19 protein-coding genes and 1 pseudogene are annotated in these 19,646 nt (G+C 64.0%); 7 read left to right on the top strand and 13 right to left on the bottom strand.

Going from position 1 to position 19,646, the window contains the following annotated elements; all coding sequences use genetic code 11:
• Positions 1-113: 113 nt before the first annotated feature.
• Both P8Y64_07075 and P8Y64_07070 read right to left on the bottom strand, forming a co-directional pair.
• Positions 114-1,160 (bottom strand): tRNA (5-methylaminomethyl-2-thiouridylate)-methyltransferase, encoded by a 1,047-nt coding sequence (locus P8Y64_07075; protein MEJ2060234.1) that lies wholly within the window; start codon positions 1,158-1,160, stop codon positions 114-116.
• Positions 1,161-1,281: 121 nt separating this feature from the next.
• Positions 1,282-1,851 carry a hypothetical protein gene (locus P8Y64_07070; protein MEJ2060233.1) on the bottom strand — a complete coding sequence of 190 codons (570 nt, stop codon included), beginning with the start codon at positions 1,849-1,851 and terminating at the stop codon, positions 1,282-1,284.
• Between the two features lie 165 nt (positions 1,852-2,016).
• Between P8Y64_07070 and glyQ the strand changes: the two genes are divergently transcribed.
• Positions 2,017-2,925: a glycine--tRNA ligase subunit alpha gene (gene glyQ / locus P8Y64_07065; protein ID MEJ2060232.1), complete on the top strand. Its 909-nt coding sequence runs from the start codon at positions 2,017-2,019 to the stop codon at positions 2,923-2,925.
• Positions 2,922-4,981: pseudogene (gene glyS, locus P8Y64_07060) on the top strand (glycine--tRNA ligase subunit beta). Before glyQ ends, glyS begins: the two are co-directional and overlap by 4 nt.
• 156 nt (positions 4,982-5,137) lie before the next feature.
• Here the strand turns inward: glyS and mrtJ are convergent.
• Positions 5,138-5,578 (bottom strand): JDVT-CTERM system glutamic-type intramembrane protease, encoded by a 441-nt coding sequence (gene mrtJ, locus P8Y64_07055; GenBank protein ID MEJ2060231.1) that lies wholly within the window; start codon positions 5,576-5,578, stop codon positions 5,138-5,140.
• Positions 5,575-7,056, bottom strand: coding sequence for a CSLREA domain-containing protein (locus P8Y64_07050; GenBank protein ID MEJ2060230.1), 1,482 nt, complete (start codon positions 7,054-7,056; stop codon positions 5,575-5,577). The genes mrtJ and P8Y64_07050 overlap by 4 nt, the downstream gene beginning before the upstream one ends.
• A gap of 253 nt (positions 7,057-7,309) precedes the next feature.
• Here P8Y64_07050 and gmhB point away from each other — a divergent pair, with 253 nt between their 5' ends.
• The 3 genes from gmhB to P8Y64_07035 are packed head-to-tail and all read left to right on the top strand — an operon-like array spanning position 7,310 to position 9,247.
• The gene (gmhB, locus tag P8Y64_07045) at positions 7,310-7,852 is read left to right on the top strand and encodes a D-glycero-beta-D-manno-heptose 1,7-bisphosphate 7-phosphatase (protein ID MEJ2060229.1); all 543 of its coding nucleotides are present in this window, start codon (positions 7,310-7,312) and stop codon (positions 7,850-7,852) included.
• Complete coding sequence (locus P8Y64_07040; GenBank protein ID MEJ2060228.1) at positions 7,849-8,646, top strand: lysophospholipid acyltransferase family protein; 798 nt, start codon at positions 7,849-7,851, stop codon at positions 8,644-8,646. The genes gmhB and P8Y64_07040 overlap by 4 nt, the downstream gene beginning before the upstream one ends.
• Positions 8,624-9,247, top strand: coding sequence for a hypothetical protein (locus tag P8Y64_07035; GenBank protein ID MEJ2060227.1), 624 nt, complete (start codon positions 8,624-8,626; stop codon positions 9,245-9,247). Before P8Y64_07040 ends, P8Y64_07035 begins: the two co-directional genes overlap by 23 nt.
• Before the next feature lie 173 nt (positions 9,248-9,420).
• Here P8Y64_07035 and P8Y64_07030 read toward each other — a convergent pair whose 3' ends face one another.
• From P8Y64_07030 to P8Y64_07020, 3 genes are read right to left on the bottom strand one after another with little or no spacing between them, the layout of a single operon-like run.
• Entirely contained in the window at positions 9,421-10,161 is a 741-nt protein-coding gene (locus P8Y64_07030) for a tRNA threonylcarbamoyladenosine dehydratase (protein MEJ2060226.1), read from the bottom strand.
• 8 nt (positions 10,162-10,169) lie between these two features.
• A complete protein-coding gene (locus P8Y64_07025) occupies positions 10,170-10,646 on the bottom strand; it encodes a hypothetical protein (protein MEJ2060225.1) in 477 nt (158 codons plus the stop codon).
• Positions 10,647-10,667: 21 nt separating this feature from the next.
• Positions 10,668-11,453: a TatD family hydrolase gene (locus P8Y64_07020; protein ID MEJ2060224.1), complete on the bottom strand. Its 786-nt coding sequence runs from the start codon at positions 11,451-11,453 to the stop codon at positions 10,668-10,670.
• Between the two features lie 102 nt (positions 11,454-11,555).
• Here P8Y64_07020 and P8Y64_07015 point away from each other — a divergent pair, with 102 nt between their 5' ends.
• Positions 11,556-12,059 (top strand): hypothetical protein, encoded by a 504-nt coding sequence (locus tag P8Y64_07015; GenBank protein MEJ2060223.1) that lies wholly within the window; start codon positions 11,556-11,558, stop codon positions 12,057-12,059.
• A gap of 42 nt (positions 12,060-12,101) precedes the next feature.
• Here P8Y64_07015 and P8Y64_07010 read toward each other — a convergent pair whose 3' ends face one another.
• The 5 genes from P8Y64_07010 to P8Y64_06990 all read right to left on the bottom strand — a co-directional run bounded on the left by P8Y64_07010 (position 12,102) and on the right by P8Y64_06990 (position 17,687).
• Positions 12,102-13,136 (bottom strand): NADP(H)-dependent aldo-keto reductase, encoded by a 1,035-nt coding sequence (locus P8Y64_07010; protein MEJ2060222.1) that lies wholly within the window; start codon positions 13,134-13,136, stop codon positions 12,102-12,104.
• 22 nt (positions 13,137-13,158) lie between these two features.
• Positions 13,159-14,262, bottom strand: coding sequence for an FIST C-terminal domain-containing protein (locus P8Y64_07005; protein ID MEJ2060221.1), 1,104 nt, complete (start codon positions 14,260-14,262; stop codon positions 13,159-13,161).
• Positions 14,263-14,272: 10 nt separating this feature from the next.
• On the bottom strand, positions 14,273-14,719 hold the full coding sequence (locus tag P8Y64_07000) for a hypothetical protein (protein MEJ2060220.1): 447 nt from the start codon (positions 14,717-14,719) through the stop codon (positions 14,273-14,275).
• A 198-nt stretch (positions 14,720-14,917) separates the two neighbouring features.
• A complete protein-coding gene (locus tag P8Y64_06995; protein MEJ2060219.1) occupies positions 14,918-15,808 on the bottom strand; it encodes a phosphoribulokinase in 891 nt (296 codons plus the stop codon).
• Positions 15,809-15,833: 25 nt separating this feature from the next.
• Complete coding sequence (locus P8Y64_06990; protein ID MEJ2060218.1) at positions 15,834-17,687, bottom strand: SLC13 family permease; 1,854 nt, start codon at positions 17,685-17,687, stop codon at positions 15,834-15,836.
• Positions 17,688-17,906: 219 nt separating this feature from the next.
• Between P8Y64_06990 and nhaD the strand changes: the two genes are divergently transcribed.
• Positions 17,907-19,280, top strand: a complete 1,374-nt coding sequence (gene nhaD, locus P8Y64_06985) for a sodium:proton antiporter NhaD (GenBank protein MEJ2060217.1) — start codon at positions 17,907-17,909, stop codon at positions 19,278-19,280.
• A 72-nt stretch (positions 19,281-19,352) separates the two neighbouring features.
• Here nhaD and rpsT read toward each other — a convergent pair whose 3' ends face one another.
• Complete coding sequence (rpsT, locus tag P8Y64_06980) at positions 19,353-19,616, bottom strand: 30S ribosomal protein S20 (protein ID MEJ2060216.1); 264 nt, start codon at positions 19,614-19,616, stop codon at positions 19,353-19,355.
• Between the last annotated feature and the right edge of the window lie 30 nt (positions 19,617-19,646).

Here is a 19,646-nt window from a genome sequence, read left to right as displayed (position 1 = left end):
GAAATCGAAAAACTGCGTCGCGGCCAATCCGCGACCCTGAAGGCCGTTCTGGCCATCAATGTCGCCATGCAGCACAGCGCGAAGCCGACCCACACCGGCTGAGTCGGCAGTCCCTACAGATACCAGCTCTCCGCTACTTCACTCGCCGGCAGCGGGCGGACCTGCAGCTTGCGCGCTTCCTCACCCTGTGGGGTGATGGCCACTTCCACGTTCTCGGCGTTCTTTCCCTGCGAAAACCTTGCGGTAATGCGCGCCGCCAGCATCAGGTCTTCGGCGCTGAGGTCATGTCCGTCGATCAGCACCAGGGGTCCGCCGTGGCTCAGGGTGCGGATATGGGTGAAGAGCTTGCGGTAGCCTTCTAGGAAATTGTTCTCGCCTTCCTCGCGGGAGACGATGAGCTTGAAGTTGTCGCGCGGGCGCAGGTGGCGCCCGACCTTGAGCAGCATGATGTCGTCGAGCTCGTAGTCCTTGCTGCCACGGTGCTGCCAGAGGTCGGCCAGTTTCTGCGCGTACTGCTCGTTGGTGAGAAAGCAGCAGCCGCCGGCCGGCTGGGCGTATTCCTCGATGCCGAAGCGTTCGGCCAGCGCCATCTGCGGCTTGCGGGAGCGGCCGCTGAAGTCGTGCAGTTTTTCGCGATCGACCCAGCCCTCGCGCTCGGGCAGGGTGGGGCGCAGGTTCTTGGCGCACAGCGGGCGCAGCAGGCGGTCGTCGGCGCCGGATTCACGGGCGACGATGGGCATGGTGTCCTTGCGCTGCGACATGGGGCGCTGGCCGATGACCTCGCCGGTGATGATGAAATCGAAGCCGTTGGCCTGCATCCATTCCCGGGCCTTGTTGACCATGAACACCTTGCAGTCCAGGCAGGGGTTCAGGTTGGCGCCATAGCCATGCTTGGGATTGATGACGACGTCCTTGTACTCCTCGACGATGTCGACGATGTGCAGCTTGATACCCAGCTGCTCGGCCACCCACAGGGCGTTGTTGCGCTTGGGCTTGTCGCGGTCCTGCTTGCGGATGGCATGGGTGTGGCCCTCCACGCAGAAGCCGGTGAAGAAATTGATGCCCTCGACGTGAATGCCCTGCTCCATGACGGTGCGGGTGGCGAGCATGGAATCCAGTCCGCCGGAGATCAGGGCGACCGCTTTGCGTTGTACTGCCATAGGTTTACTGCTCGTATGCGTATGCCGGTGAATAGGCCCGGTCCGTGCTGTTATGACCGAGCAAAGGGGTGGGGATTTTAGCAGCCTGCCGCCAAAGGGGCACGTCCGCTGGATGGTTGCCTCAGTGGCGTTTGCGGCTCACCGAGCGTGCCGGCAGGCTGCCGGTGTGCCGGCGCAGGGTCTGCAGCGCATAGGCGCTGCCGGTCTCGGACCAGAAGTCGAGCGCCTCGGCGGCGGTCAGGGCCGGCGCGCCGCCCAGATTGCGCAGGGCATGCAGCACCTCTGTCAGGCTCAGAAAGGCCTCAGCCAGACGCTGAAACAGCAGGGCCGCCGAGGCTCGCAGCTGTTCGCCGAGATCGCGGTACGCGGCCCGGCCCAGATCGACGAAATAGCCCACCTGTACCTGGCGGCGGGTCGCCTGCTGGGGGAACAGCCCGGCCAGCAGCAGGCAGTGATCGCCCACGGTCTGCAGGGCATCGCCGCGCAGGGCGCCGGTATTCTGCAGGGCGGACAGGTAGTCCAGCGCCATGCGCCGCTGCAGCCCTTCGGTGTCCCGGATATGGCGCTGCAGGGTCAGCACCAGGTAGGCCTCGATATCGTCCGGCAAGTTGCGGTTGGCTTCGCTGCTGGCCTCGCGGACGACGTGCTGCCACTGGGCCACGGCGGTGGGTTCGAGGATCATGTCGCTCATAATGCCTCCCGATCTGGACTCGACGCAGTCGGCGTTCCGGCAATACGCCGGAGTGCCCCTTAAAGTTTTTATTAGCAGGTTGCGTGCCGAACGCCAGTGCGTGCCTTTGGTCAGGCTGCCCGCGGCGGTATACTTGCGGACCTTTTAGCCCCGGCAGCGGCGCCAATGTCACGCTACGACGTATCGACCTTTCAGAATCTGATCCTCGCGCTCCAGGACTACTGGTCCGGGCAGGGCTGTGTCCTGCTCCAGCCCTATGACATGGAAGTGGGCGCGGGCACCTTCCATCCGGCCACTTTTTTGCGTGCCGTGGGCCCCGAGCCGTGGCGCGCGGCCTATGTGCAGCCATCGCGCCGTCCCACCGACGGCCGTTACGGCGAGAACCCCAACCGTTTGCAGCACTACTACCAATTCCAGGTGGTGCTCAAGCCCTCGCCGCAGGAGATTCAGCAACTCTACCTGGGCTCGCTCGAGGCGCTGGGCATCGACCCGCTGGTGCACGACATCCGGTTCGTGGAGGACAACTGGGAATCGCCCACCCTGGGCGCCTGGGGGCTGGGCTGGGAGGTCTGGCTGAATGGCATGGAGGTGACGCAGTTCACCTATTTCCAGCAGGTCGGCGGCCTGGACTGCCGGCCCGTGACCGGCGAGATCACCTATGGTCTGGAGCGCATCGCCATGTACCTGCAGGGCAAGGAGAGCATTTACGACCTGACCTGGACCGACGGCCCGCAGGGGCGCGTGACCTACGGCGACGTGTACCACCAGAACGAGGTGGAACAGTCGACTTACAACTTCGAGCAGGCGGACACGGCAGTGCTGTTCCGCTGGTTCGATACCTGTGAGACGGAAAGCCAGCGCATGATCGAGGCCGGGTTGCCGCTGCCGGCCTACGAGCAGATGCTCAAGGCCTCGCACACCTTCAACCTGCTGGACGCCCGGCATGCCATCTCGGTCACCGAGCGCCAGCGCTACATCCTGCGCGTGCGCCAGCTGGCGCGCGCCGTGGCCGAGGCGTACTACGCCGCGCGCGAAGCGCTGGGCTTCCCCATGCTCGAAGGAGGTGCGCAATGAGCGCCCGCATCGAGCATCACGACCTGCTCATCGAGATCGGCACCGAGGAGTTGCCGCCCAAGGCGCTGAAGACCCTGCGCGACGCGTTCCGCGACGGTGTACTGCAGAGCCTGAAGCAGGCCGGCCTGAGCCACAAGGGCGAGGAGGCGTTCGCGGCGCCACGCCGCCTGGCATTGCTGGTGCACTCCGTGCAAAGCCGCCAGAAGGACGCCGAGGCGACCCGGCGTGGTCCGGCCGTGACGGCCGCCTTCGACGGCGACGGCAAGCCGACCAAGGCCGCCGAGGGTTTCGCCCGTTCCTGCGGCGTGAGCGTGGACCAGTTGGAGACCGAGGAAACCGACAAGGGCGCCTGGCTGGTGCACCGCAGCCTGGAAAAGGGCCAGCCGGCGGTGGATCTGATTCCGGGCATCGTGGAACAGGCCCTGGCCGGCCTGCCCATCCCCAAGCGCATGCGCTGGGGTGCCGGCGAGGCGGAATTCGTGCGCCCGGTGCACTGGGTGGTGCTGCTGTTCGGGGACGCGATCATCGACGCCGAGATTCTGGGCGTGCGTGCCGGGCGCGAGACCCGCGGTCACCGCTTCCATCACCCGCAGGCCCTGTATCTGGACGAGCCGGCCGCCTACGCGCCGCTGCTGGAAACCGAAGGCAAGGTGGTGGCGTCCTTCGATGCCCGCCGCGAGGCGATCCTGGCCCAGGTCCAGGAGGCGGCACATGGCGTCAAGGGCAGGGCCCGCATCGATGAGGACCTGCTCGACGAGGTGGCCGCGCTGGTGGAATGGCCGGTGGCCGTGACGGGACGGTTCGAGGAGAGCTTCCTCGAGGTGCCGCACGAGGCTCTGATCTCCACCATGCAGGACAACCAGAAGTACTTCCCGGTGGTCGATGACAAGGGCCGGCTGCTGCCGTACTTCGTCACCGTCGCCAACATCGAGAGCGACGACCCCGACAAGATCCGCGAAGGTAACGAACGGGTCATCCGCCCGCGCTTCGCGGATGCGGCGTTCTTCTGGGACCAGGATCGCAAGCAGCCCCTGGCCGAGCATCGCGAATCGCTCAAGAGTGTGGTGTTCCAGAAAAAGCTGGGCACCCTGTACGACAAGAGTGAGCGGGTCGCCAGGCTGGCCGAGTTCATCGCATTGGAAATCGGCACCGAGCCCGATGAGGCGCGCCGCGCCGGCGAGCTGGGCAAGTGCGACCTGATGACGCAGATGGTGTACGAGTTCCCCGAGCTGCAGGGCATCATGGGGCGCTATTACGCGCGCCACGACGGTGAGCCCAAGGCCGTGGCCGAGGCGCTGGACGAGCAGTACATGCCGCGCCATGCCGGTGACGAGCTGCCGGCTGGCGGCGTGGGGCAGGCCCTGGCGTTGGCCGACCGCCTGGACACCCTGCTCGGCATTTTCGCCATCGGGCAGAAACCGACCGGTACCAAGGATCCCTTCGGACTGCGCCGCGCCGCGCTGGGCGTGCTGCGCATCCTGATCGAAAAGCGGCTGGACCTCGATCTCGAGATTCTGCTGCAGCATGCCGCCCGCGGCCTCGAGGGTCAGGTGGATGCCTTCGGTGCCGTCAGCGAGACCTTCGATTATGTGATGGAACGCCTGAAGGCCTATTACCAGGACCGTGGCGTGTCGGCGGAGACCCCACGCGGCCGCTGGACTTCGACCACCGCATCCAGGCTGTGGCAGCCTTCATCCAACTGCCGGAGGCCGAAAGCCTGGCGGCGGCCAACAAGCGCATCCGCAACATCCTCAAGCAGGTCGAAGGTGGGGTGGAAGGCCATATCGACAGCAAACTGCTCAAGGAGCCCGCCGAACAGGCGCTGGCCGAACAGGTATCGCAGATGCATGCCGAGGTCGACCCGCTGTTCGACAAGGGCGACTACCGCGCCGCGCTGACGCAGCTGGCCGGTCTGCGCGAGGCCGTGGACCGGTTTTTCGACGACGTCATGGTCATGGTTGAGGACGAAGCGCTGAAGAACAACCGCATCGCATTGCTGAACGGCCTCGGTGATTTGTTCTTGAGAGCGGCCGATCTGTCGCGTTTGAAGGGTTGATCGTTCTAAGAAGCCCGGCACAAAAAAGCCCCGCAGTGCGGGGCTTTTTCGTTAGACAGGCGGGTGCGTTAAGTAAAGTTCCGGCATCGTTATATCTCGTAAGGCACGAGGGCTATGTCTTGGACGATGTGTGGTGATAACCGGCATCGAGGGCGTTTACAGCAAGGCAGACGGTGGGGCCAGGAGCAGGAAGTAACCGGCGTTGTAGAAGATATGAAGACCTACCGGGGTGAGCAGGGTTTCATGTCGCTCACGGAAGTAACCGAAGACGAGAGAAGGAAAGATCACCAGCAATGCCCAGGCAGGCGCATGATTTATCAAGTGCAGCGCGGCAAAGAGCAGACTGGTAAGCAGGTTGGCAGCGGAAAGGTATCCCCACTGGTGTTTCAAGTGCGTATGCAGGAAGTCCTGAATCAATCCGCGGAAAACGATTTCCTCGGCCAGGGGAAAAAAGAGAACGAGTTTGAGCGCCAGCAGGGGATGGTTCAGTGGCCAGCCTAAGATGATGGGTGGACGGAACCAGAGATAGGCAATACCCCAGACAGGTAGGGCGACCGCAAGGGCCGCCCACAGCTGCCAGTCAGAGAAACGTTTCATGTCCGGTGTTTACGGCGCCAACCGAGATAGGCAAGCGCTGCAAGCAGTAGACCGGGCAGCGTCGGGTCGATGCCCGTCCCGTTGCTGATCGTGCAGCCACCCCCGCCGCCACCACCGGAGGTAGATGCAGCGGCCGAGACGGTGGGCGTGATTTCGACTGCACCGAGATCGCAGACGGCGACACCGTCGGCATCTCCGTCTATGGGTCGTGTGTAACCCCGTTGGTCGGTGGTGAGTTCAGTGCCCGTCGTCCCGACGCAGCCATTGGGGTTGCCGGTATCGATGCCCGGGCTGCCCGTAAGCAACAGGTGCGTGGGCGTCACACCGCCATTGTCCTGCAGGGGACCGAACAGCGGATCAATGGGGTTGGTGGCATCGCCAAGCTGTTCCCCAAGGCCCGAGGCATCCATCGTGCAGCCGGTCATGTCGCCGATCAGGTTGTAGCCCTGGCTGGCGAGGAAGACGGTACCCGGATTAGGGGAGTAACAATCCGGGCTGCTGATCGTCGTGGTGACAAAATAGGATGCCATATTGCCCGCGACGATCGAGTTGCGGATATTGGCGGTATTGACGAGATAGATGCCACCACCATACCCCGAAGTACCACTCGCAGCTGCTGTATTGCCCGTAATCGTCGTACTGTAGAAGTTGACGTTCTGGACCGCCTGAATACCGCCGCCGTTGTATCGCGCCGTATTGTTGCTGATCGTGCTTTGAACGATGTCGACGCTGCCCGTTGGGGGTGGATAGGCATAGACTCCGCCACTGCTGTCCGCGGTATTGTGGTCAATGGTTGAGGTGCTGATGGTATTGCTGGCTGCGTGTGCAAGTATGCCACCACCCTGAGCACCGCTCGTATTGTTGTCGATGCGGCTGTTCTCCACGAAGAGTGAAAGCCCTTCTCCTGAGATGCCGCCCCCAAAGCTGGCGGCCTGGTTGTCGGTGACCCGGCTGTTACGCAGGATCAGACTGGATGTGTCTGCACCCCAGATCGCGCCGCCGTTGGCGGGTGAGTTACCGCCGGTCAATACGACATTGCTGATAGAGAGTTGCGCCGAGCCTCCAACCTGAATGAGGCGGTCGTCCCATCCCGTACCGCCTTTGATGGTCGCCTGACCGTACGGACTGGTAATCGTCACGCTAGCGTTGTTGATGTTCAGGTCACCGGTGGCGGAAAAGAGTTCGCCCGCCCCCGTTAGTGTCAACGTGTAAGTGGTTGCCCCCAGGGTGATATAAACGCTGCCCCCGAGTTCGTTGGCCGTCTGGATCGCTGCACGCAGGCTGCACTGGCCCGCCGCATCCGCGCAAACCCCATCGGTGGCCACATCGACCGTGTCATTGGTCGTTGTCACCTGGATGTTGTTTATCCCTACCAACGCGTTGGCAGCAGGTGGATTCACGCCCAAGCCTATGAGGCTTGCTGCCAGCAGGGCTGTGCGAACGATCGTGTATGGACCGGAGTTGGTCTTGAGCTTCATGGTTATTCCCCCTGTTTTGCCCAGCGGTGCCGTCCTGTATCGCGTTACGACTATCGACTTGTTATGCCGGCGGCTGGTTTTCTTGCCTTTGTAATTACTGTAGTTAGGCGGGGGTTACCGCTGGGTTACCGCTATGGGGGGGTGCCGACCGAATGGAACAGGCATGGCTGGTGCGCGGTTGGGATGAGACGTGAATCAACGTGCCCATTACAGGTAATATGGTGGATTCGGTGCATAGCGAGATTCCACAGGTATGCAGTTAATCATCTTGGACCGCGACGGGGTCATCAACGAGGACTCCGACGAGTACGTCAAGTCACCCGAGGAGTGGATTCCGATTCCGGGCAGTTTGGAAGCCATTGCGAAGCTCAGTCAGGCAGGCTGGTGCGTGGTGGTGGCGACCAATCAATCCGGTATTGCGCGGGGTTTGTTCGGCCTGGAGACCCTGCACGCCATGCATCAGAAGATGACCCGCCTGCTCGATCAGCTGGGCGGCCGGGTGGAGGGCGTGTTCTTCTGCCCGCACGGTCCTGAGGATGACTGCGACTGCCGCAAGCCCGAGCCCGGCCTGATGAATCAGATCGAGCAGCGCCTGCGCACCGATCTCACGGACGTGCCCGCAGTGGGCGACAGCCTGCGCGACCTGCAGGCTGCCGAGGCGGTGGGTGCGCGGCCGATTCTGGTGCGTACCGGCAAGGGCGAGCGCACCCTGGCCTCCGGACAGGTGCCGGACGGCACGCCGGTATATGACGACCTGGCGACGTATGTCCAGGAACTGTTGAGCGAGGAAGCATGAGCAGCGGGGCCGATCAAAAGCACCTGCCGCCGCGCCCGGTGCTTTATGTGCGTGCGTTCCTGTTCTGGATCGGCTTCGCGATATCCACCATGGTGATTGCCTCCACGGCGTTTCTGCTGCTGCCGTTTTCTTTCCGGGTCCGCTTTGCTTGGATTTCGCAATGGACCCATTTCAATCTGTGGTGGCTGGGTCTGACCTGCGGCCTGAGATACCGGGTGGAAGGGCAGGAGAATCTGCCGGACCGCGCCGCCGTGGTCATGGCCAAGCACCAATCCACCTGGGAAACGGTCGCCCTGCAGCGGTTTCTGCCGCCCCAGGTCTGGGTGCTCAAGCGCGAACTGCTGCGCATACCGTTTTTCGGCTGGGGCCTGAGCATCGTCAAGATGATCGCCATCGACCGTTCCGCCGGGCGCGGCGCGGTCGAACAACTGGTGACCCAGGGCAAGGATCGTCTCTCCCAGGGGCTCTGGATCGTGATCTTTCCGGAAGGTACCCGCGTACCGCCTGGCAAACGCAAGCGCTACAAGATGGGTGGGGCCGTACTGGCCGTGGAGAGCGGGGCACCGGTGGTGCCGATCGCGCACAATGCCGGGGATTTCTGGCCCAAGGGCCAGTTCATCAAAAAGCCGGGCACGGTCACGGTGCGCATCGGCCCGGCCATCGAGAGCCGGGACAAGACGCCCGAGCAGCTGCTGCGCGAGGTGGAGGACTGGATCGAGAGCCAGATGCCGCAGATCAGCCTGACGCCCTATGCCGACAAAAGGAAATCCGATGCCGACGAACAAGCTGCTTGAGCTGCGCGACCGCAGCGTTTATCACGTCACGGGCACCGAGCCGGCGGTCTATTACCTGGTCGATCAGGACGCCGAGGGCGTGCTGATCAATACCCCCGCTTTCGATGCGGCGCTGCTCGACGAACTGCAGGCGATCGCGCCGCTGAAGTTCATTTATCTGCCCAGCCGGCACGGTGCGCATGAGCTGGATCGCTGGCGCGAGGCCTCCGGCGCCGAAACCCTGGCCTTTCAGGCCGAGGCGCCAGCCATCGAGGGCAGCATCGACATCGCCTTCGATACCAAGCGCAAGTTCACCCGCACCATCGACTTCCTGCCCATGGCCGGGGTGACCGAGGGCGCCTGCGCCCTGCGCTGCCGCAACAAGCCGGGGCTGATCTTTTTCGGCCCCATACTCGCCCCGGGCGAGGACGGCTGGCCCACGCTGATCTTCAGCGAGGACGACCACTCCTTCGAGAGCCGCCTGTTCGGCGCCCTCGGTCTGCAGGATCTCAAGTTCGATTACGCCTTTACCGATGTCTTCGTCCCGGGAGTGACCCGCTTCGGTCCGGGTGCGGACGCAGCCATCAAGGAAGCTATCGAGCAGGCGTTAGAAGCCAGCTAGCAGGCTGTTGTTGTCTACTCACGCGGCACAATAGGGCGTCAAAATCGGGCTCAAAATGCTCATTTACATTCAAGTAAACTGCGCTATCTCACCCGATTTTTCCTTCTCTCGCACTCGCCTGAGCGACATCAACAGACTGCTACGGCTGTTTCGCCCTGTTGAATCAGACGTTGCTACTGCGGTGCGTCCAGCAGTGCCTGGATGGCCACGCCGGCCAGCATGATGCCGAACAGCGCCGGCAGGTAAGAGATGGTGCCGTTCACGGCACGCGGCCGACCGGGGTTGTCCGGACTGCCGACCGGCTGATGTGACGAACCCTTGCGGGGAATCTCGGTGGAAAAGACGACGGGGTAGCGCAGCGAGGCACCCAGGCGTTTGAGATGGCGGCGCATCTCGCGGGCCAGCGGGCAGGTGTGGGTGCGGTCCAGGCGCGAGACCAGGGCGCGGGTGACATCGATGCGCCCGCCGGCGCCCATGCTGGAGGCCACGGCAAGCCCCTGCCGCTGGCAGGCGTGCACCAGGGCGGCCTTGCAGCTGATGGAATCGATGCAGTCCAGCAGGTAGTCGGCCCGGGCGTTCGCCACGAGTTCGCCGACATTGTCCGGCGAAAGAAAGGTCTGCACCGGCTCGGCCCGGATGTGCGGGTTGATGTCACGGATGCGCTCAGCCATGACCTCTGCCTTGGGGCGGCCCAGGGTCGATTCCAGCGCCAGCAGCTGGCGGTTCAGGTTGGACGGCGCCACCACGTCGTGATCCAGCAGGGTGATGCGCCCCACGCCGGCGCGGGCGACGGCCTCGGCCGCGAAACCGCCCACCCCGCCCAGGCCGGCGATGACCACGTGGGTCCCGGCCAGGCGTTCCAGCCCCGCCTCGCCGAGCAGCAACAGGGTGCGTTCGTGGCGCGTTTCCGTCATGCCTGTGATCAGCCGCGCACGATCAGCAGATAGCCTACCCCGGAGGCGGGCGTGTAGATCAGGTTGTACTGCTTACCTTCGCTCTGGCCGGTGTAGTAGTACTTGTTGGGCGATTGCTCGGGGGTCCACCAGTCCGGGGCCGGCCAGGCCTTGAAGACCGTTTGCATGGACTCGGGCGTGAGCGGCTGTTCGTGCAGGTCGTGCATGCGCACGAAGCGCGCCAGCGGCTGCTCGGGTGCGTTGAAGCGGAACAGGAAATAGTCGACCGGCGGACGGCCCCGGGTGAAGGTGTAGGCGTGCGCGTCGCTGATCGGCGCGCCGGGGGCGTAGAACCAGCGCTGCAGGGCCTCGATCACGGGCTTGCCCTGGGTTTCCTGGGCCGCCCGGCCCTGCCCCAGATACCAGGAGGCGAGGAAGGGGCTGGCGTAAAAGAAGACGCCGATGAGGATGAGCAGGGCGAAGCCGACGACGGCGAGTTTTTTCATGTCACAACGATTCTTATAGGTTCAGTGCGGGAGGCGGAACAGGCGCCGGGTGTTTTCGGCGGTCTGCCGGGCCAGTGCATCGATTTCCATGCCGCGCAGTTCCGCCATGCGGGCGGCGATCCCGGGCAGCCAGGCCGGTTCGTTGCGCATCCCGCGATGCGCGCTGTCGGGCTGGTCCGGGGCGTCCGTTTCCAGCAGCAGGGACTCGATCGGCAGGGTCGCCACCAGCTTTTGCAGGCGGCGGGCCCGGTCATAGGTCAGCGGTCCGCCGAAGCTCAGGCAAAAACCCAGCTCGATCAGCTTGCGCGCCTGCTGTTCGCTGCCCGCAAAGCTGTGCACCACCCCGGTGAGCGGGGCAAACCGGCGCACGTACTTGATGATGTCGTCCACCGAGCGCCGGGCATGAATGATGACCGGCAGCTCAAGGTCGCGGGCGATGCGCAGCTGGCCGGTAAAGTACTCGACTTGAACCGCGGGGTCGAGGTCTGCGACGTAGTAGTCGAGGCCGCACTCGCCGACCGCCACCGAGCGGTGCTCGCGCAGCCAGGCCGCCAGGGCGGGCAGATGTTCGGGACGATGGACTTCGAGGAACATGGGGTGCAGGCCGTAGGCCGGATGCAGGCTCGCATCCGCTGCGGCCAGATCGTGCAGCTTTTGCCAGCCGGCCGCGTCCACGGCCGGTACCACGAAGTCGCTGACGCCCGCCTGGTGCGCGCGCGTCAGCATCGCCGCGCGGTCGGCGTCGAATGCGGCGTCGTCCAGGTGGCAGTGGGAGTCGATGAACATGGGCACGGTCTGGAATTGCATTCACTACATGATACCGCCAGACTGGCCGCGGCCAAGCTCAGGACAGGCGCGCAACGCGTCTCGAACAAACTCAATAACCGCTTATACCGAGGGAGTCAGCGTATGAAACGTTTTCTGAGGGTTTTGACCGGACTGGGGATCATGATGTCGCTGGGGTTCGCCGGCCAGGCCTTTGCGGGGGATACGATCCAGGTGCACAACCGTGCCCCCTACGCCAAGAACGCCACCGGCGTGACCGCCGCCGTGCGCAACGAGTGCCAGCTGGAAACGCGTCTGCCGCAGGCCATCAAGGCGGCATCCAAGGGCAGGGGCTACACTGTGGAGCTGACCGACAAGCCGGCCAAGTCGGGCAAGGTGCTGAGCATCGAGATCGTGCACGTGCTGGGCGTGGGCGGCGGTGGCTGGTCGGGGCCGAAGGCGGTACGTGCCAAGGGTGAGCTGCGTGCCAACGGCAAGCTGATCGGCAGCTTCATCAGTGACCGCCACACCATGAGCGGCTTCGGCACCTGCCGGATGCTGCAGCGCGATGTGTATGTCATGGGCAAGGACATTGCCGAGTGGCTGGAAAGCCCCGGCAAGGACGCCCTGCTCGGCGACGCGAAATAAATTGAAATCAACCGGCCGGGCGTTCGCCCGGCCGGCAACCGCTCACGGGCAGGGGTTGGGGAATTCAGTATGAATCGTCTCGATCTCGTCCAGGATCTCCTGCGACAGCGTGACCCGGGCGGAGTCGATGTCTTCCTTGAGCTGTTCCAGCGACGTGGCCCCGATGATGTTGCTGGTCAGGAAGCTGCGCGAGTTGACGAAGGCCAGCGCCAGTTGTGTAGGCGTGAGGCCGTGTTTCCCGGCCAGCGCCACGTAGCGGTCGGTGGCGGCGACGCCCTGCGGCGTGTTGTAGCGAGTGAAGCGCGAGAACAGCGTGATACGTCCCTTGGGTGGCTGCTGGCCGCCCTGGTACTTGCCGCTTAACCGTCCGAAGGCCAGCGGGGAATAGGCCAGCAGGCCGACCTGTTCACGATGGGCCATCTCGGCCAGCCCGATCTCGAAGGTCCGGTTCAGCAGGCTGTAGGGATTCTGGATGCTGACGATGCGCGACAGATCCTGCGTCTCGGCCAGGCGCAGATATTCCATCATCCCCCAAGGCGTTTCGTTGGAAATCCCGATATGGCGGATCTTGCCGGCATCCTTCATGCGGGTCAGAGCGGTGAGGGTTTCCTCAATGGGCGTGCCGTTCTCCTCGCTGTGCTGGTAGCCGAGCTTGCCGAAGAAATTGGTGGGCCGCTCCGGCCAGTGCACCTGGTACAGGTCGAGGTAGTCGGTGTTGAGGCGTTTGAGGCTGTCGTGCACCGCCTGTTCGATGTTGCGGGTATCGAGGTGCGGCCCGTCGCGCAGATAGTCGATGTTGTTGCCCGGGCCGGCGACCTTGCTGGCGATGATCAGGTCGTCGCGGCGGCCGCGCTGCTTGAGCCAGCTGCCGATGTAGGCCTCGGTGCGGCCCTGGGTTTCGGCCTTGGGCGGTACCGGATACATCTCCGCCGTGTCGATGAAGTTGATGCCGTGTTCCACGGCGTAGTCCAGCTGCGCATGCGCCTCGGACTGGGTGTTCTGTTCGCCGTAGGTCATGGTGCCGAGGCAGATGAGGCTGACCTCGAGGTCGGTGTTGCCGAGTTTTCGATGTTCCATAGGACCTGTTTTTTTAGGTTTGTCAGATGAAGAGTGTGAGTACGCCGGTAAAGCCGTACAGGCGCCCGTTGTAGATTTCCCCGTTGGCGAAGAATCCGACCAGCGGAAACTCGCCGAGTTCGTCGCGGATCATGCGCAGTTCCTCGGAGTTCTCGCCGAACTGGTAACGGCCGCGGCCTAGGCAGGAAAAGTACAGCCCGCCGCGGATGGGCCGGCCGGCTAGCTGCTTGCGCAGTTCGTCGAGCATGCGGCGCATGTCCTGGGTGGCGGAATTACCGTCGCGGCGGCAGAACATGATCTCGCGGCCTTCCTCGGCGTAGTCGCCGATGGCGATCATCTTCTGTCCGGTGTCGATGCCGATCAGATTGCGCACCATGTAGTCGCCGGTGTCGGAGCCGGCAATCGGCAGGCCGGCGAAGATGAACCCGCCCACGCGCTCCAGATTCTTGGCCAGCACCTCGCCGATGTCCTCCTCGAACACGTCCAGCGCATCCCGCCCGTCCAGCCCCGCGATGATGTTGTTCTGGCTGTGGGTGATGCGGTGGCGCGGCCCGATGGGCGTACAGCCCTGGGTGTGATTGGTCACCACCTCGACCGAGGCGTCGAATACCACCCCGGAGACGCCGCCCTGGGTGACGTCATCGCAGATCTGCAGATTCTCGCGTTGCGAGGAGGTGACGCCGCCGACGCTGAACAGGGCGGGGGCGGCCTGTGAAATGCTCTGCACCAGTGTCGGCGTGAGCGGATTGTCCGGATCGCCGTGCAGTACGGCGAGGCTGGCGTTGGGGCGCAGCATCAGGTCTTCGCCGGTACGGCCCGTGAGTGGCGGCAGCATGTCGAAGGCGCCGTCGGGAAAGGTACCGAGCATGACCGCGACGGCGGGCTGGTCGTAAAACTCCTCCCCGGTCACGTTGATGGCCAGGCCGACGGTGCCGGTCCAGTGTTCGATGCCGGTGGCGTCGCGCAGCAGGCGGGTCAACGGCCCGAGCTGCGGCGCCAGGGCGTCGGTGGCGTACAGAAAGCCGAGGTTGGCCCCGGGCGGAACCGTGCCGAGGCCGGCCAGCAATGCCCGGGCGAGCTCGGGGGCATCGGTGCCGGTGGTGTAGGCGAGCGGAAAGGCGTCCATACCGGTCTCGTTACAGCCCGAACATGGCTTCGGGCTCGTTGTCCTTGATGTCGATGCCGTATTCCGACTCGAAGCCCTCGGCACCGCGCCGCAGGCGCGCGTGGTAACGCGTGTCGATCTCGTCCAGGAACCACAGGATCTCGCTGGGATGAACGGGCAGGCCCGCCCGGGTCAGGTGACGCAGCAACAGGGTGTCATCGCGGACCACGATCAGCAGAGGCAGCGGCAGGTCGAGCGGCAGCACCTGTTCGCGTGCCACCCATTCCACCGGGCTGAGCCTGCGTTCCGCCGGCGGACGCACGTCGACGCGGAAGTGCCCGCCGCCTCCGGGTTGCTTGAGGAGTTCCTCCAGCCAGCCCGGCGAAAACCCGCGGTGCACGATCAGGGTGCGGCCGCGATAGCGGTCGAAGAAGCCATTGACCAGCGCGGCGGGTGACGGGGCTTTGCGAAACAGCATGGATGACGGTGTTGTGGGCGTGGATTCGGGAGAGTCGGATTGATCCGGAGCGCGTCCTTGGCGGTGTGTTACGTAAATAAACCCAGTCTCCTGATTCTACAGGATGCGTCAACCACAATCGGGGGCGGGAAAGCGGCACAAAAAAACCCGGGCCGGTTTTACCGGCCCGGGTTCGATCGGTATCGCTAGGTCGCGGTATCAGCCGCGGCTGGCGAGCATCTCGTGAATGATGGGCTTGAGGATGATCTCCATCGCCATGCCCATCTTGCCGCCGGGCACCACGATGGTGTTGCGGCGGGACATGAAGGAATCCGGGATCATCGACAGCAGGTAGGGGAAGTCGATGGCGAATTTCTCCGGTTCGCGGAAGCGGATGATCACGAAGCTCTCGTCGGGCGTGGGGATCTCGCGCGCGATGAAAGGGTTGGAGGTGTCCACCGTCGGCACGCGCTGGAAGTTGATGTCCGTGCGGCCGAACTGCGGGGTGATGTACTTCACGTAGTCGGGCATGCGACGCAGGATGGTGTCGACGATGGCCTCGGCGCTGTAACCGCGTTCCTTGTTGTCGCGGAAGATCTTCTGGATCCACTCCAGGTTGACGATCGGCACCACGCCGACGGCGAGGTCGACATGCTGACCGGGATCAGCGCCCTCGGCCTGAGCCATGCCGTGCAGGCCTTCGTAGAACATCAGATCGGTGCCGCCGGCGATGTCTTCCCAGGGGGTGAACTCGCCGGGCTTGAGGCTGGTGCCGAGGCGGGCATTGTGTCCGGCAGCTTCTTCGTCGCTGTGCAGGTAGTAGCGCTTCTGGCCGCCACCGTTGGCGCCGTAGCTCTTGAACAGCTCTTCCAGCTTGTCGAACAGATTGGCCTCGGGGCCGAAGTGGCTGAAGGAGTTGTTGCCGGCAGCCTCGGCCTTGGCCATGGCCTCTTTCATGTCGGCGCGGTTGTAGCGGTGGAAGCTGTCGCCCTCGATGATCACGGGATTGATCTGCTCGCGCTGGAAGATGTGTTCGAAGGCGCGCTTGACGGTCGAGGTGCCGGCACCGGAAGAACCGGTCACGACGACGATAGGATGCTTCTTGGACATGATTTACTCCTTAAGGGATGGCATATCAGAAAATCAGATTCAGCATGGCCAGGCTGACGACCAGGAACAGCACGGTCATTACGCCGCCAGCCTTCATGAAATCCTTCACGCGGTAACCCGCGGGCCCCATGATCAGGGCGTTGACCTGGTGGGTGGGGATGATGAACGAATTCGATGTCGCAATGGCTACAGTCAGGGCGAATACGGCGGGGTTGGCGCCGGCGCCAATGGCGATGTTCACCGCCAGCGGGACCAGCAGTACGGTGGCGCCGATATTGGACATGACCAGGGTGAACACGGTGGCCAGCACGGCGATCACGGCCTGCAGCACCCAGGCCGGCACGCCGCCGAGCAGCGCCAGGGTTTGCTGGGCGATCCAGGCCGCGGTGCCGGATATCTCCACCGCCGCGCCGAGCGGGATCAGGCTGGCAAGCAGGAACACCGTCTTCCAGTCCACGGCACGATAGGCCTCGTCCATGGTGAGCACGCGCGTGGCGATCATGCCCACGGCCCCCACCATCAGGGAAACGGACAGCCGCAGGTCGGAGAACAGCACCAGTCCCAGCGCGATGAGGAAGAACACCAGGGCGAATTTGAGCTTTTCGGGACGCAGTTCCTCGTGGGGGTACTCGCTGGTGACCACCGCGAAGTTGGGGTCATGCTCCAGCCGCGCCAGGCTGTCCCAGGTGTTGTGGCAGACCAGGGTGTCGCCGGCCTGCAGGATGAAGTCGCGTACGCCGCTGGTGGTGGTGTGCGCACCGCGGTGGATCGCCAGCACCGAGAGCCCGTAGGTCTTGCGCATGGCGATGTCGCGCAGGCTGCGCCCGATGAGGGTCGAGCTGGGGGGGATCACCAGCTCGGAGATGCCGGCCCGGGTCGCCGCCAATACCTCGGTGAAGGTCTCGATCTCGGCGCGGGGGACGAGCCGGCCGGCCTTGGCGAAGGCCTGGAGGGCAGCCTCCGGTGCGAGCACGCCGAGCTGCGCTTCCGGCAGCAGGGCGATGTCGCGGGCCGGCGCGACGCGCATCTCGCCGCTCTGGAACAGGGCGATGATGCGGATGCGATGGGTTCGTTCCAGGTCGCCCACCGTCTGGGCGAGCAGGGGGCTGTCGGCCGGGACGTGCAGTTCGTGCAGGTCGTAGTCGAGGCCGTAGACGCGGCGGAAGTAATCCATGGTGCTCTCGCCGCCGCTGCTCATGGCGCGGCGTGAGGGGAGCACGAAGCGGCCGGCCAGCACGAAGTACAGAATGCCGGCGATCACCAGGGCGATGCCGATGGGGGTGACCGAGAACAGCCCGAAGGTCTCCATCTGCTGGTGTTCGGGCAGCGCCTTGTTGGAGTTCAGGATCAGGTCGTTGAGCAGGATCAGCGGGCTGGACCCCACCATGGTCACCGTGCCGCCCAGAATGGCGCAAAAACCCATGGGCATGAGCAGGCGCGACATCGGCAGGCCGGTGCGGATGGAGATGCGGGAAACCACCGGCAGGAACAGGGCGGCGGCGCCGACGTTCTGCATGAAGCTGGAAATGAAGCCGACGGTGCTGGAGACCAGCGGGATGACGCGTTTTTCGGTGTTTCCGCCGATGCGCAGGATGAAGGCGGCCACCCGACTCATGATGCCGGTCTTGTCCAGGCCGGCGCCGATGATCATCACCGCGATAATGGAGATAACCGCGTTACTGGCGAAGCCGGCGAAGATCAGGTCGTGGTCGCCGAGATTGCCCAGGGCGGGAATTTTGGTCATCACGCCGAGAATGACCATGACCAGCACGGCGGCGACGTCCACGCGCACGATTTCAGATACGAACAGGAATACGGTGAAGGCCAGCAGCCCCAGCACCACGATCATTTCCGTATTCAAGGTCAGCGTCTCGGTCATGATTCCCCACCTGCCCGATGATTCGGCGAAACAGTCAATTATCCCATTGCCACAGGGGGATTCCAAGGCAGCCCTGGAGCGCGGCCCGGCGAGTGGTGTGGACCAGGCCGGGTGCGTACAATCCGGCAAAAGCAATCAAATCCGTTCCGGAGCCAACTCGTGAAACAAACCATTGCGCGCCTGATGGCGGGCGCGGGCCTTCTACTGCCTCTGCCGGTGATGGCGGGGGCGCAGGGCGAGCCCGCCCTGCATGCTGAACTCATCAGTTCCTGGTTCGGAATCGTCTCGGTGCTGGTTTTCGTCGCCGCCTACGGGGTGGTGATCACCGAAGAGCAGCTGCATATGCGCAAGTCCAAGCCGGTGATGGTGGCTGCCGGCATCATCTGGTTTTTGGTGGCTCTGGCCTATCACCAGCACGGGGCATCGGCCGCTGCAGAAGAGGCGGTGAAGGAAAACATCCTCGAGTATGGGGAGCTGATGCTGTTCTTGCTGGCGGCGATGACCTACATCGCCACCCTGGAGGAGCGCCGCGTGTTCGATGCCCTGCGGGCCTGGCTGGTCTCGCGCGGCTTTACCCTCAAGGCCGTTTACTGGATCACCGGCCTGCTGGCGTTCTTCATCTCGCCCATCGCCGACAATCTCACCACGGCCCTGCTGATGGGGGCGGTGGTGCTCGCGGTGGCGCCCGACAAGCGCAAGTTCGTGGCTCTGTCGTGCATCAACATCGTGGTGGCCGCCAACGCCGGCGGGGCGTTCAGCCCGTTCGGGGACATCACGACCCTGATGGTGTGGCAGCGCGGCAAGATCCCCTTCCTGGACTTCTTCTACCTGTTCCTGCCGGCACTGGTGAACTGGTTCGTGCCCGCGCTGATCATGTCCTTCGCGGTGCCCAAAGGGCGGCCGGCGCCCCTCGACGAAGCGGTGTACATCAAGCGGGGCGGGATCACCGTCATCTTCCTCTTTTTCGGCACCATCGCGATGGCGGTGCTGTTCCATTCGGCGCTTGAGATGCCACCGATGCTGGGCATGATGACGGGGCTGGGTGTGCTCAAGCTGTTCGGTTATTACCTGAAGATCACCCACAGCAGCCTGGCCAACGGCACCATCGAGATGGATGCAGGCCTGATCGAGACGGAAGGCGACGAGGCCTTCGATATCTTTACCCAGCTGCAGCGCGCAGAGTGGGACACGCTGATGTTCTTCTACGGGGTGATTCTGTCGGTCGGCGGCCTGGCCACCCTGGGGTACCTCGGCGAGTTGTCGCAGCTTATCTATACGGGCCTGGGCCACACCCAGGCCAATGTGCTGGTCGGGATCATCTCGGCCATCGTCGACAACATCCCGGTCATGTATGCCGTGCTGTCGATGGATCCCAACATGGCCTACGGGCAGTGGATGCTGGTGACCCTGACCGCCGGCGTGGGCGGCTCGCTGATGTCCATCGGCTCGGCGGCGGGCGTCGGCCTGATGGGGCAGGCCCGGGGGGTGTACACCTTCATGGCGCACCTGCGCTGGAGCTGGGCGGTGGCCCTGGGTTACGGGCTGAGCATCTGGCTGCACCTGATCGTCAACCACCACCTGATGCTGCGCTGACCGGCGCGGTCCGGGCAATAAAAAAGCCGACCCAGGGTCGGCTTTTTTATTGCAGTCAGAGAATCGCCAGGTTCAGGACATGGCCTTGATCTGGGCGTTCAGGCGGCTCTTATGACGCGCGGCCTTGTTCTTGTGGATCATGCCCTTGTCCGCGGTGTTGTCGATGATCGACACGGCCGAGCGATAGGCGTCGGCAGCCGCGGCCTTGTCGCCATCCTGGACGGCCTTGAGCACGTTTTTCACGGCGGTGCGATAACGCGAACGCAGCGCCACGTTGTGGGCGCGATGCGCGACAGCCTGACGGGCGCGCTTTTTGGCAGAGGCGATGTTGGCCAAGGGTTGCTCCTTAAAACTGCAGTAAGTCTG

It is taken from the genome of Gammaproteobacteria bacterium (genome assembly GCA_037388465.1).
Lineage (GTDB): Bacteria > Pseudomonadota > Gammaproteobacteria > SpSt-1174 > SpSt-1174 > JARRKE01.
The sequence above is the reverse complement of the archived record's forward strand: the minus strand, read 5'-3'. Positions and strand labels throughout refer to the sequence as shown.

Coding starts and splice junctions, on each gene's coding strand:
- P8Y64_07000 (MEJ2060220.1), bottom strand. CDS start 14,719: ATGCTGTTTCGCAAAGCCCCGTCACCCGCCGCGCTGGTCAATGGCTTC.
- P8Y64_06990 (MEJ2060218.1), bottom strand. CDS start 17,687: ATGACCGAGACGCTGACCTTGAATACGGAAATGATCGTGGTGCTGGGG.
- mrtJ (MEJ2060231.1), bottom strand. CDS start 5,578: ATGAAACGTTTCTCTGACTGGCAGCTGTGGGCGGCCCTTGCGGTCGCC.
- P8Y64_07010 (MEJ2060222.1), bottom strand. CDS start 13,136: ATGGAACATCGAAAACTCGGCAACACCGACCTCGAGGTCAGCCTCATC.
- P8Y64_07075 (MEJ2060234.1), bottom strand. CDS start 1,160: ATGGCAGTACAACGCAAAGCGGTCGCCCTGATCTCCGGCGGACTGGAT.
- glyQ (MEJ2060232.1), top strand. CDS start 2,017: ATGTCACGCTACGACGTATCGACCTTTCAGAATCTGATCCTCGCGCTC.
- P8Y64_07030 (MEJ2060226.1), bottom strand. CDS start 10,161: ATGACGGAAACGCGCCACGAACGCACCCTGTTGCTGCTCGGCGAGGCG.
- gmhB (MEJ2060229.1), top strand. CDS start 7,310: ATGCAGTTAATCATCTTGGACCGCGACGGGGTCATCAACGAGGACTCC.
- nhaD (MEJ2060217.1), top strand. CDS start 17,907: ATGGCGGGGGCGCAGGGCGAGCCCGCCCTGCATGCTGAACTCATCAGT.
- P8Y64_06995 (MEJ2060219.1), bottom strand. CDS start 15,808: ATGTCCAAGAAGCATCCTATCGTCGTCGTGACCGGTTCTTCCGGTGCC.
- P8Y64_07015 (MEJ2060223.1), top strand. CDS start 11,556: ATGAAACGTTTTCTGAGGGTTTTGACCGGACTGGGGATCATGATGTCG.
- P8Y64_07070 (MEJ2060233.1), bottom strand. CDS start 1,851: ATGAGCGACATGATCCTCGAACCCACCGCCGTGGCCCAGTGGCAGCAC.
- P8Y64_07025 (MEJ2060225.1), bottom strand. CDS start 10,646: ATGAAAAAACTCGCCGTCGTCGGCTTCGCCCTGCTCATCCTCATCGGC.
- P8Y64_07040 (MEJ2060228.1), top strand. CDS start 7,849: ATGAGCAGCGGGGCCGATCAAAAGCACCTGCCGCCGCGCCCGGTGCTT.
- P8Y64_07050 (MEJ2060230.1), bottom strand. CDS start 7,056: ATGAAGCTCAAGACCAACTCCGGTCCATACACGATCGTTCGCACAGCC.
- P8Y64_07005 (MEJ2060221.1), bottom strand. CDS start 14,262: ATGGACGCCTTTCCGCTCGCCTACACCACCGGCACCGATGCCCCCGAG.
- P8Y64_07020 (MEJ2060224.1), bottom strand. CDS start 11,453: ATGCAATTCCAGACCGTGCCCATGTTCATCGACTCCCACTGCCACCTG.
- P8Y64_07035 (MEJ2060227.1), top strand. CDS start 8,624: ATGCCGACGAACAAGCTGCTTGAGCTGCGCGACCGCAGCGTTTATCAC.